The sequence below is a fragment of the Streptomyces sp. GL_148 genome, assembly GCF_057834205.1.
This window is the reverse complement of sequence record NZ_CM174396.1, coordinates 7089070-7104020: the sequence shown is the minus strand read 5'-3', so window position 1 is coordinate 7104020 and position 14951 is coordinate 7089070. Positions and strand designations below refer to the sequence as shown.

Sequence of the window (14951 nt, the reverse complement as noted above, 5' to 3'; positions counted from 1 at the left end):
CCGGATGCGGGCCCGAACCGCCACATGGGGGCCGCCCGCTTCGACCACATCAAGTCCACTCAACGATAGTTTTGTTGGCCATAAATGATCGTTGAGGCGGGGGCGGGCGTCGGCTGAACCGCCAAGCACACGCCACTCCGCTCCGGCCTGAAGACGTGGGTGCCGGCGACGGTCACCGCGCACCAGCGATCGCCTCTTGGCTGATATACGATCGTTGAAATCCGTGACGGGAGCGCAGTAAGGTGCCGTGTGCACGCCTTCCTGCACACATCGGAGTACGTCGGTGGGCCCTTCCCCGTCTCTGCACGCGACGCTCGAGCGCCTCGAGGCGCTCATCCACGAGCGGGACTTGACGTGGTCGGAGCTGATCAACCCCAAAGAGCTGGCGGCCAGGACGGCTCTGTCTGAAGACACCGTCCAGACCTTGCTTCGAGGCGGTGAGCCGTCGGCCGATACGGTCAACGAACGGGTCCGTCTACGCGTCAAAGCCCTCGCAGACGGATACCTTGCGCGCACCGGCAAACGCATGTCGGACCTCGCGGCCAACATCGCCCGCGAGTTGGGGGTCTCCGCGTTCTGGGCACGGCAGGTGTGCTCTGGCGAGAAGGTGCCCAGCGTTGAGTTCCTGCACGGTCTCGTGAGCTTTTTCGGCGTCGTCGGAGGTGAGGCGTTCTTCACCGCGCCTGCTCCCGAGGTTCTCAACCGGGCTTTGCTGCCGATCCTTTCCGCGCTTCAGCAGGCATCGGAGGGGCTGGAAGACGTAACCGATCCGCTGGCTGCCGTGCGGTTGGAGTACGACGACGTCCGGGGCATCGCCCTAAGGAGGGCGCGGGATCTCCCACCGGACCGCTGGAGCGTGCTCAACGCGACCTTGAAGGCCCTGCTCGAACTCGACGAGAGCGAAGATCCGCAGTGAGAACGGGACCCAGAAGGATGCGGCAGCTCAGTGCCCAGCTCGTCAGGAAATTTCAGCCGCCCTCCAGTGACGAGGATGTCATCCCCGCGTTAGGGCGTGCCCTGAGCCAAGCACGGGGACGGTCCGTCCGGCTGCGCAAGGCAGCTTTCCCGCCCGCGACGGCCAGTGGGCTATGGGTGGACCGCGCCGGCCACGACCTGATCGTCTACGAGGAGAACACCGATCGCGAGCACCAGCTCGTCATCATCGGTCACGAGGTGTGGCACATGTTTCAGGGCCACTGCGGTGGCAGCACCCACCAGGGGCCTGCCACCTCGCGTGCTGGAATGGCTGTGCCGACCGGTGCTCTTGCAGACCTTGTGACCGTGATTTCCGAGGTCGCGAACGCCGATCTTTCGCCCACCGAGTTCAAGGATGTCTCCCTCCACTTCGCCATGCGCGCCGATACCCGTCAGGTCGACGAGGAAGTCGATGCGGAGCGCTTCGGCTTCCGGTTTGCCACAGACGTGCAGGCGGCCCTCGAAGAGGCCCGCTCATCAGCTGACCCACAGGACCTTGCCGGGCGCATCCAAGCCTCGATGGCACACCGCTTCCGCCGGACCTGACACGTACTGCGCAGGTCTTCTGCCGCACCCATGCCGAGGAGAGAACAGCAAGGTGACGTCCGGTCCCGGCAATCTTGTCTTCTATGTCAGCGGAATCACCCTCCTACTCCTCACCGCCTCGAAGTTGCCCGCGTTGGCTCGTAGACGACACGACATGCTCTTACGCGCTGCCTGCCTGCTGCTCTTCGCCAGCGGATGCAGCATGCTCGTCGCCGCCCCGGAGTCCATCGTCGAGATCAACCGGCTGACGGGGATACCCAACTTGGCCGCCCCGGTGTTCCTCTCGGCAATGACCGCGTTCGCCGGAGCGACTCTCGTGCTGATCATCAATTGGCGGCCCGCGCCCCCGCAGCAGACCCGCCGCGCCTCACGCCTTTGTGTGGCCGTCTACGGCCTGACCATCCTCGCCATCTTCCTCCTGTACTGGGCCGGGAGTGCTCCCGTGGAGCAAGTCGCCCTGTTCGACGCCTACTACGCCAACACGCCGTACATCCGGGAGATGATCGTCACCTTCTTGGTGACCCAAGGCGTTGCGATGATGGCTGCGAGCGCAATGTGCTGGCGGTGGTCCAGGGAGGTACAGGGGTCGCTGCGGGCAGGCTTGCGCATCCTCGCTCCCGCCTACTTGATCATCGTGGGCAACGCCGCCGTCAGACTGGTGGCAGTGGCCGCCCGGTGGACCGGCCACAACATGGACTTCCTCGTCGACAAGGTCTCCCCCCAGTTCGTTGCTCCTTCTGCTCTCCTCGGTACCATCGGGTTCGCTCTCCCGCTGGCCGGTCCGCGTGTGATGACGGGTGCCCGGGCCGTACGACAGTTGTGGCAGCTCACCCCACTGTGGCGGGCCCTCCGGGACGTACCCACTCCGAATTCGTTCCGTGCTTCTCTGCCGTGGTGGCGGACTCCACCGGCCGTCCTCCTGACAGCTCGGAAGACCGCCCTGTACGACGCCATCCTCGCTCTGACGCCCTACTGCGACCCCGGTGTCCGGGAGATGGCCTACCACGCGGCGCTCCGCAAGGGTGGCGACGACTCCTCCGCCTCGGTCACGGCGGATGCAGCCGTGATCCTCATCGCTCGCGAGCGACAGCGTGCCGTTCCGGAGCAGCCGCACGATGCCACCGACAGATCGGCATGGCGCACGCGGGACCTGATTCCTCTGTCGCTCGCACTGACCTCGCCCGTCGTGCGCGCCATCCAAGACCGCCATGTGCCCCCGCAGAAAGCTGCCCGTCATGCATGAAGCCTCACGCTGGAGCCCCAAACGGGTTGTCGTCATCGGGGGCAGCTTGGCCGGCATGCTCGCGGCAGCTGCCTGCAAGGACTTCGTCGATTCCGTAGAGATCATTGAGGCCCACGAGCTGCCCGCAGGACCCGAGCCGCGTACCGGCGTCCCTCAAGCCGCCCACATTCACTGGCTGCAGACTGCTGGTGCGGAGGCAGTGGAGGCTCTACTGCCGGGCAGTACCGGCCTGCTGCTGGCGGCCGGCGCCCACCGCATCCCGGTGACCACCAACATGGTCATCAACTCTTCCGAGGGCTGGTACCGCCGCTGGCAGCGCGCCACCCACTATGTGATCACTGCCAGCCGCGACCTGACCGACTTCGTCGTCCGCGAACAGGTCCTGAAGGACCCCCGGGTCAGTGTGCGTACGCGGACCAAGGTCGTCGGACTGCTCGGCAACCGCCGCACCGTCACCGGTGTGCGTGTCCAGACGGCCGACGGCACGGAAGCGGAACTGCGTGCCGACCTGGTCATTGACGCCTGCGGCCGGGCCACCCGCATGCCGCAGTGGCTCGAAGGGCTAGGAATCACCGGCCTCGCTGAAGAACACATCGACTCCGGCCTCGCTTACGCCAGCCGCATCTACCGAGCCCCCGTCGCGACCCGGGACTGGCCCATTGTCGGCGTGCAAGCCGACCCCCGTCTGCCCCAGCCGGGCAAGGCCGGAGGCATCCTGCCGATCGAAGGCGACCGCTGGCACGTCAGCTTGATGGGCGCCCCCGGCGGCCACCCCACCCGCGAGGCGGAAGCCTTCGAGCCGTTCGCCCGCACCCTGCGCCACCCCGTCGTGGCCGACCTCCTCAAGGACGCCGAACCGGTTACTGGTGTCAGTGTCACCCGGAGCACCGAGAACAGGCGCCACTACTACGAACGGCTCCGCCGTTGGCCTGAGGGTTTGGTAGCGCTGGGAGACTCTGTTGCAGCCTTCAACCCTGTATACGCGCAAGGCATGTCGGTAGCCGCGCTTGGGGCACTCGCCCTGCGCAATCTGCTCTCGGCCCGCCCGGGTCCCGGCCTGGCCCGCCGCGCTCAGCGCGCCATCGCCCGCCCTGTTGACGCTGCGTGGGCTCTTGCCGTGGGGGCGGACATCCAGTTCTCCACCACCCGGGGCAAGCGCCCGAACCTTGCCGATCGTCTCCTCCATCGCTATGTCAGCCGCCTGACGCGGACCGCAACCGGTTCGTTCCACGCCGCCACAGCCTTGACCGACGTGCTGTCCCTCCAGGCCCCGCCCACATCGCTGGTCAGGCCCAGCGTGCTGCTGACGGCGCTCATCGGCCCCCTGCGCCCGCCGGCGGACGGCCCCTCGTTCACCCCCGCTGAACGCAGCCTGCTGAACGGGCTGAACGGTCTGAACACGATCGACTCAACTCTTGAGTGAGAGGCATCCACATTGTGCCTCGCGATTGACGTGTGGCAGCGCCAATGCCAACGCCCTAGCTCACACCACAAACCAACCTAGGTGGACAACATGTCTGTACCCCTCGCGGTGAGGCGGAAGGGCCTGGTGGCAGCCGCAGTGCTGTTCGTCGGCATCCTGACCGGGGCCTGCGCCGAGTTACCGCAGAATGCGGCAGCAGAGAAGCTCTCCGGCCCGACGCCTACCAGCCGGCTCTCGCCGCCCGCCTCTGCGAAACCGTCGACACCGGACTGCCCGTCTCCCACGCCCCCGCTTTCCCCATCGTGGACCCCCTCGACCGAGGCTCAACGCAAGGCCGCGGAGGAAATCGACCGCGCGCGGCAGGAACAGGCCCAGCAGCTCGACCCCTCTGGAACCAATACCCCGTCCGGCGCTGCGGCTCCGGAACCCGACCAAGGGGAGCCCGTTGCGGTGAAGGGCGACGTAGCGGCGTACGAGCCCAAGCGAGGCAACGACGGATCGTCACTCGTTATCCCGATCGAGATCACCAACTGTGGCTCCGGGCGAGCCTTCTACGAGGTCGGCATCAAGGTCACCGGGCCCGGCGGCTACCGGGCCACCGCGGACATGAAGACCGAGACCACCGGCGTCTACTCCGGAACCACTTGGCCGACCGAGCTGACCGTCAGCGACCCAAAGCACTCGGCACCCGAGCATCCCAAGGTCGAGATCACCGTCAACCGCAAAGAAAGCCCGGTGTCCTGAGTCGCGAATTCGCTGCGTAGTTCCCTCTCAGAGGACGTTAAGTCCGTTTCTGGTGGCACTCTCGTCCGGCTTGGGTGAGGAAGTCTTGGCGGGTGAGGCATCCGAGGTGGCTGCGGGCGACGTTCATGGACGGGTCGTCGGTGGGCATGCCGAGGAGTTCGTGCAGCTCACGGACTCGGAAATCCTGGTCGGGGTGCTGGTTGCCGCGATGACCTTCCGGGTGGTGGCCAGGTCCGCGAGACACGCTTCGGTCTCGGCGAGGGCGGCGGTGAGGTGCTCGATCTGGTCGCGTAGGTCGCCTGCCCGAGCGGTGGCCTCATCGCACTGGGCCTGGAGGTCCGTTGAGGAGTTCGATGACGCTCACGCGGCCGGCCCGAGGGTGTCGCGCCAGGCCGGGGTGGGGGTGGTGAAGCGGCGGGCCATGTTCGCGGTCGAGGCCCAGTAGACGCGTGAGGCAAAGGTGTCAAGTCGGTGGTCGTACTCACGGGCCAGCCGCCGGTGCAGCATCAACGTGCCGTTCGTCTGCTCGACCCCCACCGCTTGGGCTGCGGGACGAATCCTTTGCCTTGGTCTGCAGGGTTGCGGCGGACGACCTCGACGTCGATGTCCAGCAGGACGCCGTGGATGATGACTTCGTCCTTGAACCCCTGGTCCACCGGGGGTTCCTCCAGGCGCATCCCGCACCGCCCGGCGGCCTGGTCGAGCAGGGTGGTGCCGACGGCGTTGTCGTGCGCGAAGGCGGGCAGGATGACGACGCCGATGATCAGCCCCAGAGCATCTCTGGCCAGTCCCCGCTTGCGTCCCGACACCTTCTTGTTCGCGTCCAGCCCCGTCATGGTCCTCGGGACACCCGCCGCGGCGCGGACGGACTGGGTGTCGTTGATCACGAGAGACGGGTCCTCTAATCGGTGGGCCTTCTCCCGCCCCTGGCAGCGCAGGAGTTCCTGGATCCGCTGGTCCAGCCCGTCCTGGCGCCACAGGCCGAAGTAGTAGAACACCGCCGACCAGGCCGGTACGTCATGTGGCAGGAAGCGCCACTGACAACCCGTCCGATTCTGATGGAAGATCGCGTTCACGACCTCCCGGAGGTCGCAGGACCCGGGATCGCCGGTCGCCAACCGCGCCACCCTGTCCTGCTTCCAGGCCGTGATCATCGGCTCGATCAACACCCACTGCTCGTCCGATAAGTCACTAAGGGCTCGTAACAGGATCTTGATGAGATGTGCCGGACGGCCGTGACTGATGTGACGATTCGACCGTTCGTGGTGGTGTGAGTACTCGGTCGTGGATCGTGGACGACGACTTGTGGGCATGTATCGAGCCGTTGCTGCCGCCCTGGCCGACGAGATCACCGGGCCGAGGCCGGTGGCTGACCGGCTGCGCCTTCAAGGCATCTTGTACATGCTCTGCAACGACATCGCTTGGCAACCCCTGTCCCCTGAGCTGGGATTCGGCTCAGGGCAGACCTGCTGGCGGCTCCTGGAGCGGTGGCAGCAGGCCGGGGTCTTCGACCAGCTGCACCGACTCCTGCTCGCCGAGTTGAACGCGACCGGCCGACTCGACTGGTCCAGGGCCTGCGTGGATGGCTCCCACATCCGGGCGAAAGAGGGGGCGCCGACACCGGTCCGTCGCCGGTCGACCGGCGGAAGACAGGCAGCAAACACCACCTGATCTGTGACGGCCGCGGCACCCCGCTGAAGGTCATCACGACGGCGGCGAACGTCAACGACGTCACCCAGACCCTCGCCCTGGTAGACGGCATCCCACCCGTCGCAGGCCGCCCCGGCCGGCCCCTCAAGCGTCCGGAAGCCCTGCTCGGCGACACGGGATACGACTCCAACCCCAACCGGGAAGAGCTGCGTAAACGCCGGATCCTACCCGCCATCTCCCGCAAGGGAACCTCGAACATCAAGGGCATGGGCAAGCTCCGCTACGTCGTCGAGCAGACCTGCGCCCTGCTCCACCAGATCAAACGCCTCGCCGTCCGATGGGAACGCCGCACCGAGCTGCACGACGCGTTTGTTTCCCTGGCCTGTGCACTCATCTGCTGTCGACGCCTGAAGAAGCACCGACCATGATCGCGTTACGAGCTCTAAGGTACGGCTCTCTCTTCACGCCCACATCTCAACATGTACATGGTCACCACGCGGCGCGGACGGCGATCAGTACCACGATCGAGCGAGCGATCACGAACCGAGGAAGGTCGGACTTAACGCCCACTTACGCTTGGGGCCGCGCCCCTTGCCGTCTTCCCAAACCGAACGGTGACACGCCAACGTCGTCACGACTGCCGCGCCACGTGCGGGAAGTGCGGAGCAAGGAGATCAACAGCCTCTTCCCAGAGGAACTGGTCAGCACCACCAGTGGACTTCGGGCGGTGCGGAACGTACCACCCGAACATAACCCCCATCTCGCAAAGCTCGTCAACGCTGCGCCGATAGGCGCGGTGGGCAGCGAGGGGAGTGTTCCCGTAGGGCGGCACCACGGCGGGAATGCCCATGCCGGGCACCTCTCAAAGAATGCCGAGAGCGAGGTCGTCCGCGAAGCCGGCGGCCCATGTGTTAACAGTGTTGAAGGTGGCTGGCGCGACGGCGATGGCGTCGGCCCTCGGGTGCGGCAATGATGAGTTTGCCGAATCGCCGGCGATCCCCGCAGCGCGGACGCCGACGTACAGGACAGCCTTGCGTTGCGGCTCGGTCACACGGGTACTCCCAGTCGGCGGCTCGAGCGGTCGAGCTATGGCAGGGTACGACAACGGCCTCAGGCAGCCACATCTCGTGGGCCAGATCCCGGACCGCCGGCTTCCGACGCATCTGCGGCTCGCAGATGGGCCGATCAGCCGAGTGCACCGTCCAAATACGCCTCCACCGGTCCGAAGAACCCGTGCGGTACATACGCCGAGATCTGGCCGCGGGTGACCCAAGCGATCTCGGCGACTTCCCGCTCTGCCGCGACGTGCGCCGTGCCGCTGAGTACATCGCAGGCCGTGTAGGAAATCAGCCGGCCGGTAGCGGGATGGACCCGCTCGCCGAGCAACTCACGCGCAATCACCCGCAGACCGGTCTCTTCCTGCGCCTCCCGGACAGCAGCAGCCTCGCGTGACTCCTCCGGCTCCACCTTGCCGGCGGCGAACTGCCAGGACAGTTGCCCCTCCGTGATGCGACGCCGCACCAACAGCAGCCGCCCCTTGTGCACCACAACAGCGGCGGCAACAGGTCGCTCAGACTCATCGGCCACAGAGACCACAGCCTCCTAGTTCAACCTGGGCTCGGAGATACGCAGGGACGTCCGCGATCGCCAGGTCGTACCGTTCCCATTTCCTACGCCGCGTAGCCCTCCCTGCCGCCGCAATCACGGCCCCAGCCAGCGGCGACCCGCCGCCAGAAGCTGCCTCCGCTGGGGGAAATCTGGGGGGAATGAGGCCTCGTGGGGGGGCGACTGGGGGGAATCGGCTGCATACGCAGGCAGTAGGGTGAAAGACTCGGAAAGGTCGATCGCTGCAGGTCAGACCGCCTGCGTGGGCAATTTTCGCAGGTCAGCGGTGTGAGGGTGACGACTTCAAGAAGATCTCCTCGTGGGCCGCCAGCTTGTTTGCACCCACCCTGGTCGGCACGATCTACGGCATGAACTTCGAGACCATGCCCGAACTCCAGTGGGCGGCGGGCTACCCCTTCGCAATCCTGCTGATGGCAGTGGTCTGCGTGAGCCTCTACGTCATCTTCAAGAAGCGCGACTGGCTGTAGCCGGCAGCCCGGGTGCGCGGTTGTCGGTTAGGAGTGCGATCGGGCCTCAAGTGATTCAAGCTGTGCGGCGAGGCCGGCTGCGGACTCCTTGCCGCATGACAGGACCACAACGAGTTTGCTGAGCGTGACACCCTCGGGTCTTTTCGTGTAGGACCACCGCTGGCCGGCGCGCCATAGGGTTCTGAAAAACTCCTCGCGAGCGGCATCGTCCTCGGAAAGGACACTCTCGGCGGCGTCGACAATGAGGATGTGGTGATCCGATGAGAGCCATCCGAGGTCGCGAAGGCAGTCAAAGAATGCATTCCAGTTCCATCCGAAGTATTCGGGGAACTTCAGCGATTCATCGAACTGCTGAAACGTCGAGATCTCGTCGGTCATACCCTGCCCGTTCAGACGTGCCACGTAGACACTGCCGGACGTGGGCAGGAGTTCATCGAGGCATACGCCGCCGCCTGCCGTGATGACGTGCATCCACGGGGCGATACGGATTGCCGGTTCCTCTTCTGTCATCAGTTCACCCATCTGGGACTTTCGCCCACAATGTACGTCTGGTAGTGAGTGGGAGTGTAGTAGGCGGACCCATCGCTGCCGAACACCCAGCGCTCGCCGCCTGGCTTGGGATTGTCCGGTGACGGGTAGGTGCCATATTCCCTATAAGTGATCGGCTGACCTGAGGGCTCACGGGTGGGAAGTATGTAGCCGTCGTTCTTTCCGCTGTTTTCGAATGGCTCAACCCACCATTTCGGCCCATAGAAGCCGGGCCCTCCTCCCCAGCCCCAACCTTCCTTGCGCACGTCCTGAAGGACGTCCAAGGCCTCCGCGGGGATGGACTTGGGTACCCATCCGTGGACTTTGCTGACGTCCCCCAGCGTTTCTCCCGGAGTGAAGGTCGGGCAGGCCGCCAACCCCATCGGGTCGACCCACGTGAGGGGATTGGGGACGTAGGCCGCCGGATTGGGTGCCGGGGTGAGGCCCAGGGGGTCGTGGCTGACGTAGCGGGCGGTTTCGGGGTCGTAGTGGCGGAAGTAGTTGTAGTGAAGGCCCGATTCCGGGTCGAAGTACTGGCCCGGGAAGCGAAGCGGGGTGTACGCCTTGCTGGTGGACGCCCAGGTCGTGGTGCCCCACACGGCGCTCCGGGTGCGCCAGGCCAGTGCCCCTGCCTCGTCGATCAGTTCCGCGGGGGCCCCCACCAAGTCGGTGACGATGGTGAAGAAGCGGGCGTCCATGACCTCTTGGGGTGACTCCCGGTCCAGGAGGCGTTCTCGCTGGGCCAGGGGCTGCAGGCCCTTGTGGTCCCAGGTGAGGACGACCGCGTGGGCGAGGTCCGGCGATTCCGTCCTCTGTTCGCACAGGGTCGTGCCGTCCCAGGTGAACACAACCTGTTCGAGAACCCTCGTGCCGTCGGCAGCGAGGCGCTGCTTGGAGGTGCGGCGGCCGAGTGCGTCGTACGCGTAGCGCCATACGGCACCATCGGGGGCGGTCACCCCGCGCAAGCGGTCCTCGGCGTCCCAGTCGTAGCGCCAAGTGTCCGTCGCGCCGGACAGCCGGGCCCTGCGGCGCAGGGTGACGCGGCCCAACGCGTCGTGTTCGTAGCTCGTCCTGCCCGCGCGCGTGATCGTCGTGCCGGTGTACTCACGTGGCCCCACGGCGTCCTGGCCCGGGTGAGTGGCGGGCCAGGAGGCGGTCGTCTGGTTGCCCGCTCCGTCGTAGGCGTACCGCTCGGTCCAACCCTCCGCCCGGACGGCGGTCACCCGGCCGGCCGCGTCCAGGTCGAAGGTCTTCGCGCCCGCGAGCTGGTCGTCCAGGGCCGTCGGGTTGCCGTCGGCGCGGTACGTGTAGTCGCGGCGCTGGATGCTGTGACCGGCACGGGTGACGTGTTGGGTGCTGAGGCGGCCCCCGTGGTCGTACCGGGACGACAGCGTGACGGTATCACCGATCCGGCGGGTGACCTCCCGGCCGGCCGCGTCGTAGTCGAACGCGATGGCGAGGTCGGCCGCGGTCAGTGCGGTGAGGGAGCCGACCTCGTCGTAGGTCCAGGTGCTGACCGCCCCCGTCGGGGTCGTGCGGCCCGTGCGACGGCCGAGCTCGTCGTGCGCGAACGCCGTCGTCCGGCCGTTCACCGTCTCGGCCTTGAGGCGGCCGTACCGGTCGCGCAAGCGCGTGAGCGTGGCATCCGGGCCGACCGCTTCCGCGAGCTGATCGCCGGAGTCGTACACGAAGGTCGTCACGGCGCCGGCGGCGTCCTTGCGGACGACCCGGTCCAGCTCGTCCCGCTCGTAGCGGATGGTCTGGCCGAGCACGTCCGTCCGGGACACGAGCCGCCCTGCCGCATCCCTTCCGTACGTCAGCGTCCGGTCGCCGAAGTCGGTCTCGGCCGTGACCCGGCCGACCGGGTCGTACACGTAGTCCCAGGTCAATCCCTGGGGGTTGGTGACCTGGGTGAGGTGGAGGTCGGTGTCGTAGCGGAACGCGTAGCGGAAGCCGTCCGGCCCCGTGCGGGCCGTCAGGACATCGAAGTCCGCGTACTCGAAGGTCGTGACCCCGCCGAGAACGTCCACGTGGGCAACGCAGTTGCCCTCCCCGTCGTATGTCCACGACTGCTCGCTGCCGTCGGCCTCGACACGGCGGGCGAGTTGGCCCTCGACCGTCCAGTCCAGATGCGTGACGGCACCGGCCGGGTCGGTGATCGAGACGGCTCGGCCGAAGGCGTCCCGCTCGTAGTACGTGGTCGCCCCCAGCGGATCGGTGATGGCGAGGGGCAGACCGGCCTTGTCGGAAAGGATGGCCGAGGTGTTCCCGAGCGCATCGGTGACAGAGGTGACGACGCCGGTCTCGTCGTAGGTGAACCGGGTGGTCGCTCCGGACGGCTCCGTGACCGACGTCCGGTTGCCGCTGGTATCGAACTCCTGACGCCTGACGTTGCCGTCGGTACCGACCGTGCGTATCGGGAGCCCGATCTCGTTGTACTCGGCTCGCGCCTGCCGTCCGTCCGGGCGCTCCACCACGGCGGTGCGGCCCCGCTCGTCGAAGACGCGGCGACTCACGTGGCCCAGCGGATCGGTCCGGGACAGCAGTCGGTTGTAGCGGTCGTACTCGAAGTGGGTGACCGCGCCCATGGGGTCGATCTCGGCGACCACCTGGGACCGGCCATTGACCAGGTGACGCTCGGTGTGCCCCAGGCCGCTGGTGAGGGTGGTCATGCGGAGCCCGGTGGCAGGATCGACGTCGTCCCAAGTGAAGGTGGTTTCGAGGTGTCCGTTCGTACCCGACTGGTAGGTGCAGCGGTCCCGCTCGTCGTAGACGTAGGCGAAGCCGCTTCCGTTGGTGTCGGTCCACGAGGTGATGCGGCCGTGTTCGTCGTAGCCGAAGTTCAGCGGGCGGCCGGAGGAGTTGGTGACCGTGGTGAGGTGGCCGTCGGTGTAGCCGTAGCGCAGCACCTCTTGGTCGGACCCGTCCGGCGCAGCGCCCTTGAGGTGCAGGGCCGTGACTCGGCCCGCACTCGTGGTGAGCTTCAGCTGGTAGCCGGCGTGGTGGACGATGCTCGTCGGGGCGCCCGCCTCGTCGTGCTCGAAGGTGATCCAGCGACCGTTGCGGTCGTCGATCTGGACCAGGAGCGCGAGCTTGTCGCCGTGGTCGGTGAAGTGCCAGACCCTGCCGGTGTCGGGATCCGTGATGGTGTACCCGCCCGGAACCCGGTCCAGCGGCCACTGCCGACCGTGCGTTGGCCGGACCGGGACCCCGGGGGCCGGGTGGGGGTAGGCAAGGAGGCTGCCCTCGCCACAGCTGAAGATCACTCCCTGGGAATCGATCTCCAGCCGCTGATCCACCGTGGAGGACCACGTCGGCCCGAACCAGCGTCCGGAGCGGCGTGAGGAGTCAAAGGTGCGCTGGAAGACGAGCGGAAGCGCGCCGGGCAGGGCAATGTCGGTCGCGGGCAGCAGCATGCGGCCCGTCGCGATGTCGACCGGGTCCCGCTTGCACACCGTCTCGCTGCACCGCTTGCCGTTGCTGTCCGGGTTCTGTTCGTGGTCCCCGCGGCTGCCGCCCGGCTTCGCCTTCCCGTCGGGCAGGTGCTTGGCGCCGTTCAGACCGGCGCGCAGACCTCCCCGGATCACGCCCGCGCCCTTCGTCCCGATCAGCTCCGGCACCAGCCGGCCGATGAACTCCGACGGATCCCCCTTGGCTGCCTCCCACGCACCCTTCAGTGCCCGGTCCGGGTGCGCCGCCGTGGACGCCAGACCGGCCAACGTCAGGTTGATATTCTTGTAGTACTCGGCGGGGTGGGTGATGTTGTACGGGTCGAGCGGGTTCACCGCGCGGACGAAGTTGGTGATGCCCACCACGCCTTTGACGACACCGCCGCCCAAGTGCATCGCCTCCACTCCCTGACCCATGCCCCAGTCGGCCAGGTTGAGCTTGGCCCGGTCCGTGGCCGACGGCATCGCCGGTGCGTTCGCGAGCGCGGCGGCGACCGCCCTGTTCGCCGTGTCGGCCGCCTCGTTGCGCTGGCGGCGCGTGTCGTTCAGAACTTCCTGTGCTCGGCCCCGGTCCGCGTGGCCCGGGTCGGCGAACGGGTCCGGCTTGGGCAGCGGATCATCGCCGGTGCGCGCTTCGTTGTAGGCGTCGACCTTCCTGTTGTACGCGTCGACGGCGGTCTTGGAGGTCTCCTGCCCCTTCTTGTAGAGGGCGATGGCCTCCTTCGCCTTGCCCTGTGCCCACGTCACCGTCGTGGCGTACGTCTCCAGGGCCTTGGCCGCGTCCTCGAAGGCGTCCGCCGCGTGCAGCCAGTCCGTGGGGAGCGTCTGGAACTTCTCCCGGAAGGCGTTGGCCGCCGCGCCCTTCCACTGACTGGGGTCGAGGCCCCTCATCCCCTGGCCCACCGAGTCGAAGGCGCCCTGGAAGTCCCGCAGGTTCTTGACGCTGGCGGTGATGGCGCCGACGTTGCCGTGGATCAGCTCGTTGGCCTCCTCGGTCTGCCCGAGCTGCTGTTCCCCGACCTTCGCTCCCAGCGAGGACCCCGTACGGTCGCCCCAGTCCTCGACGGCGTCCGCCCAGTCTTCGGCGCCGACGTACTCAAGACCGTCCCCAACGGCATCCGTGGCCTTGTCGATGCCCTCGCCGACGATCTTCTTGCCGGCGTCCCATCCGTCTTCGAGCTTGCCGAGGCCCTTGTCGACGAGCCCCCCGAAATCCACCACTTACCCGCTCCCCCACACCGGCTGCTTCGCGCGGTCCACCGCTTCCTGCGTCGGCTCCAGCGTCTCGCGCAGTTCCTGGTCCATCAGCCCGCGCTGCTTCGCATCGAGCAGGCCCGAGTTCTCCATCGAGTCCAGCAGCCCGTCCTCGACGTCGTAGGCGGTGTCCTGCCAGTTCTGCTTGACCTCCTTGTGGGCCTCGGAGAACGACTCGCCGCTCCAGTCCGCCCCGTCCCACTGGTGCTGGTCCCGGATCTCGTCCCAGTCCTTGGCCTTGACCTCGTCCTCCGTCAGATGCGGGTTACCGTTCATTCCGTTCACCGCGATCTTGAAGGTGTCCTTGATGTACTGCTCCTGCTCGCTGATCGCCCCCGCCGACAGCCCGACGGCCTTCGCGAAGCCGTTGCCGCGCATCATCAGGCCGCGTACGCCCCACTCCCAGCGCTCGCAGAACGCCTGGAACCCCGCCGCCAGCCCCTCGTGGCCCAACTGCATCCCCGTCAGCGACAGATCCGAGAATCCGCGCCCGGTGGACGCCTCGCCGATCATGCCGAGGTCCTTCAGCTCGCCATGCGCCTTGTTGATGCCGCTCGCTATCAACTGCATGGCGGCAGGGGGTGCTTCGAGATCAGGCTCCGAACCGCTCATCGCGCACCTCCGAGATCCACCACTGCCGACTCCGGTACCAGGCCCTCAACGGGCGGGAAGAGCATGCCGTCGTCACCGCCGGCGTCCAGGGCCACTCCGGCGGGAACCCGCAGCATCGGCACCATCACGTCGAGCAGTCGCGCACCGAGGACCGTGCGGTACTCCCATTCCCGCTCCGCGTCACCCTGCGCACGCGCGAACCCGGCCAGAGCCTCCTCGTCCGAGAACGCGCAGATCCACCGCACCCCGCCCTGCTCCGCCGTCCACAGGCTGCCGTGCGAATCGATCGGCACCAGCACCGCCGTACGCCGGAACTCACCCAGCAGGACCGCGAACTCCCGGCGGCCTGCGGCTTCCCGGTCCTCGACGACCTCCGAGGCCTTCGTCTCCGCCATGGCGGGCAGCTCAACCGTGTCAACCAGATCGGCCAGCCG

The 14951-nt window shown here is 67.1% G+C and carries 10 protein-coding genes and 4 pseudogenes; 7 read left to right on the top strand and 7 right to left on the bottom strand.

Annotated features, from left to right (window positions below):
* The first annotated feature begins 283 nt into the window (after positions 1–283).
* The 5 genes from AC3IYI_RS32085 (at position 284) to AC3IYI_RS32065 (ending at position 4931) form a co-directional block, all read left to right on the top strand.
* Entirely contained in the window at positions 284–916 is a 633-nt protein-coding gene (locus AC3IYI_RS32085; protein ID WP_489406958.1) for a hypothetical protein, read from the top strand.
* 17 nt (positions 917–933) lie between these two features.
* Positions 934–1521: a toxin-antitoxin system, toxin component gene (locus tag AC3IYI_RS32080; RefSeq protein WP_489406957.1), complete on the top strand. Its 588-nt coding sequence runs from the start codon at positions 934–936 to the stop codon at positions 1519–1521.
* Between the two features lie 52 nt (positions 1522–1573).
* Positions 1574–2764, top strand: a complete 1191-nt coding sequence (locus tag AC3IYI_RS32075; RefSeq protein WP_489406956.1) for an MAB_1171c family putative transporter — start codon at positions 1574–1576, stop codon at positions 2762–2764.
* A complete protein-coding gene (locus tag AC3IYI_RS32070) occupies positions 2757–4187 on the top strand; it encodes an FAD-dependent oxidoreductase (protein ID WP_489406955.1) in 1431 nt (476 codons plus the stop codon). Before AC3IYI_RS32075 ends, AC3IYI_RS32070 begins: the two co-directional genes overlap by 8 nt.
* A 90-nt stretch (positions 4188–4277) precedes the next feature.
* Positions 4278–4931 carry a hypothetical protein gene (locus AC3IYI_RS32065; RefSeq protein WP_489406954.1) on the top strand — a complete coding sequence of 218 codons (654 nt, stop codon included), beginning with the start codon at positions 4278–4280 and terminating at the stop codon, positions 4929–4931.
* Positions 4932–5291: 360 nt separating this feature from the next.
* Here AC3IYI_RS32065 and AC3IYI_RS32060 read toward each other — a convergent pair.
* Positions 5292–6085 (bottom strand): annotated as a pseudogene (locus AC3IYI_RS32060) (IS5 family transposase).
* 116 nt (positions 6086–6201) lie between these two features.
* Between AC3IYI_RS32060 and AC3IYI_RS32055 the strand changes: the two are divergent.
* Positions 6202–7009 (top strand): annotated as a pseudogene (locus tag AC3IYI_RS32055) (IS5 family transposase).
* A gap of 203 nt (positions 7010–7212) precedes the next feature.
* Here the strand turns inward: AC3IYI_RS32055 and AC3IYI_RS32050 are convergent.
* Together AC3IYI_RS32050 and AC3IYI_RS32045 are read right to left on the bottom strand one after the other, a co-directional pair.
* Positions 7213–7548: pseudogene (locus AC3IYI_RS32050) on the bottom strand (flavoprotein); the annotation flags it as partial.
* Between the two features lie 218 nt (positions 7549–7766).
* Positions 7767–8168 (bottom strand): NUDIX hydrolase, encoded by a 402-nt coding sequence (locus AC3IYI_RS32045; protein ID WP_489406953.1) that lies wholly within the window; start codon positions 8166–8168, stop codon positions 7767–7769.
* Between the two features lie 320 nt (positions 8169–8488).
* Here AC3IYI_RS32045 and AC3IYI_RS32040 point away from each other — a divergent pair.
* A pseudogene (locus AC3IYI_RS32040) lies at positions 8489–8674 on the top strand (CorA family divalent cation transporter); the annotation flags it as partial.
* A 27-nt stretch (positions 8675–8701) separates the two neighbouring features.
* Here AC3IYI_RS32040 and AC3IYI_RS32035 read toward each other — a convergent pair.
* From AC3IYI_RS32035 to AC3IYI_RS32020, 4 genes are read right to left on the bottom strand one after another with little or no spacing between them, the layout of a single operon-like run.
* Positions 8702–9184, bottom strand: coding sequence for a barstar family protein (locus tag AC3IYI_RS32035; protein WP_489406952.1), 483 nt, complete (start codon positions 9182–9184; stop codon positions 8702–8704).
* The gene (locus AC3IYI_RS32030) at positions 9184–13872 is read right to left on the bottom strand and encodes a putative T7SS-secreted protein (protein WP_489406951.1); all 4689 of its coding nucleotides are present in this window, start codon (positions 13870–13872) and stop codon (positions 9184–9186) included. Before AC3IYI_RS32030 ends, AC3IYI_RS32035 begins: the two co-directional genes overlap by 1 nt.
* Complete coding sequence (locus tag AC3IYI_RS32025) at positions 13873–14517, bottom strand: hypothetical protein (RefSeq protein WP_243339077.1); 645 nt, start codon at positions 14515–14517, stop codon at positions 13873–13875.
* On the bottom strand, positions 14514–14912 hold the full coding sequence (locus tag AC3IYI_RS32020) for an SseB family protein (protein ID WP_489406950.1): 399 nt from the start codon (positions 14910–14912) through the stop codon (positions 14514–14516). Before AC3IYI_RS32020 ends, AC3IYI_RS32025 begins: the two co-directional genes overlap by 4 nt.
* Positions 14913–14951: the final 39 nt, after the last annotated feature.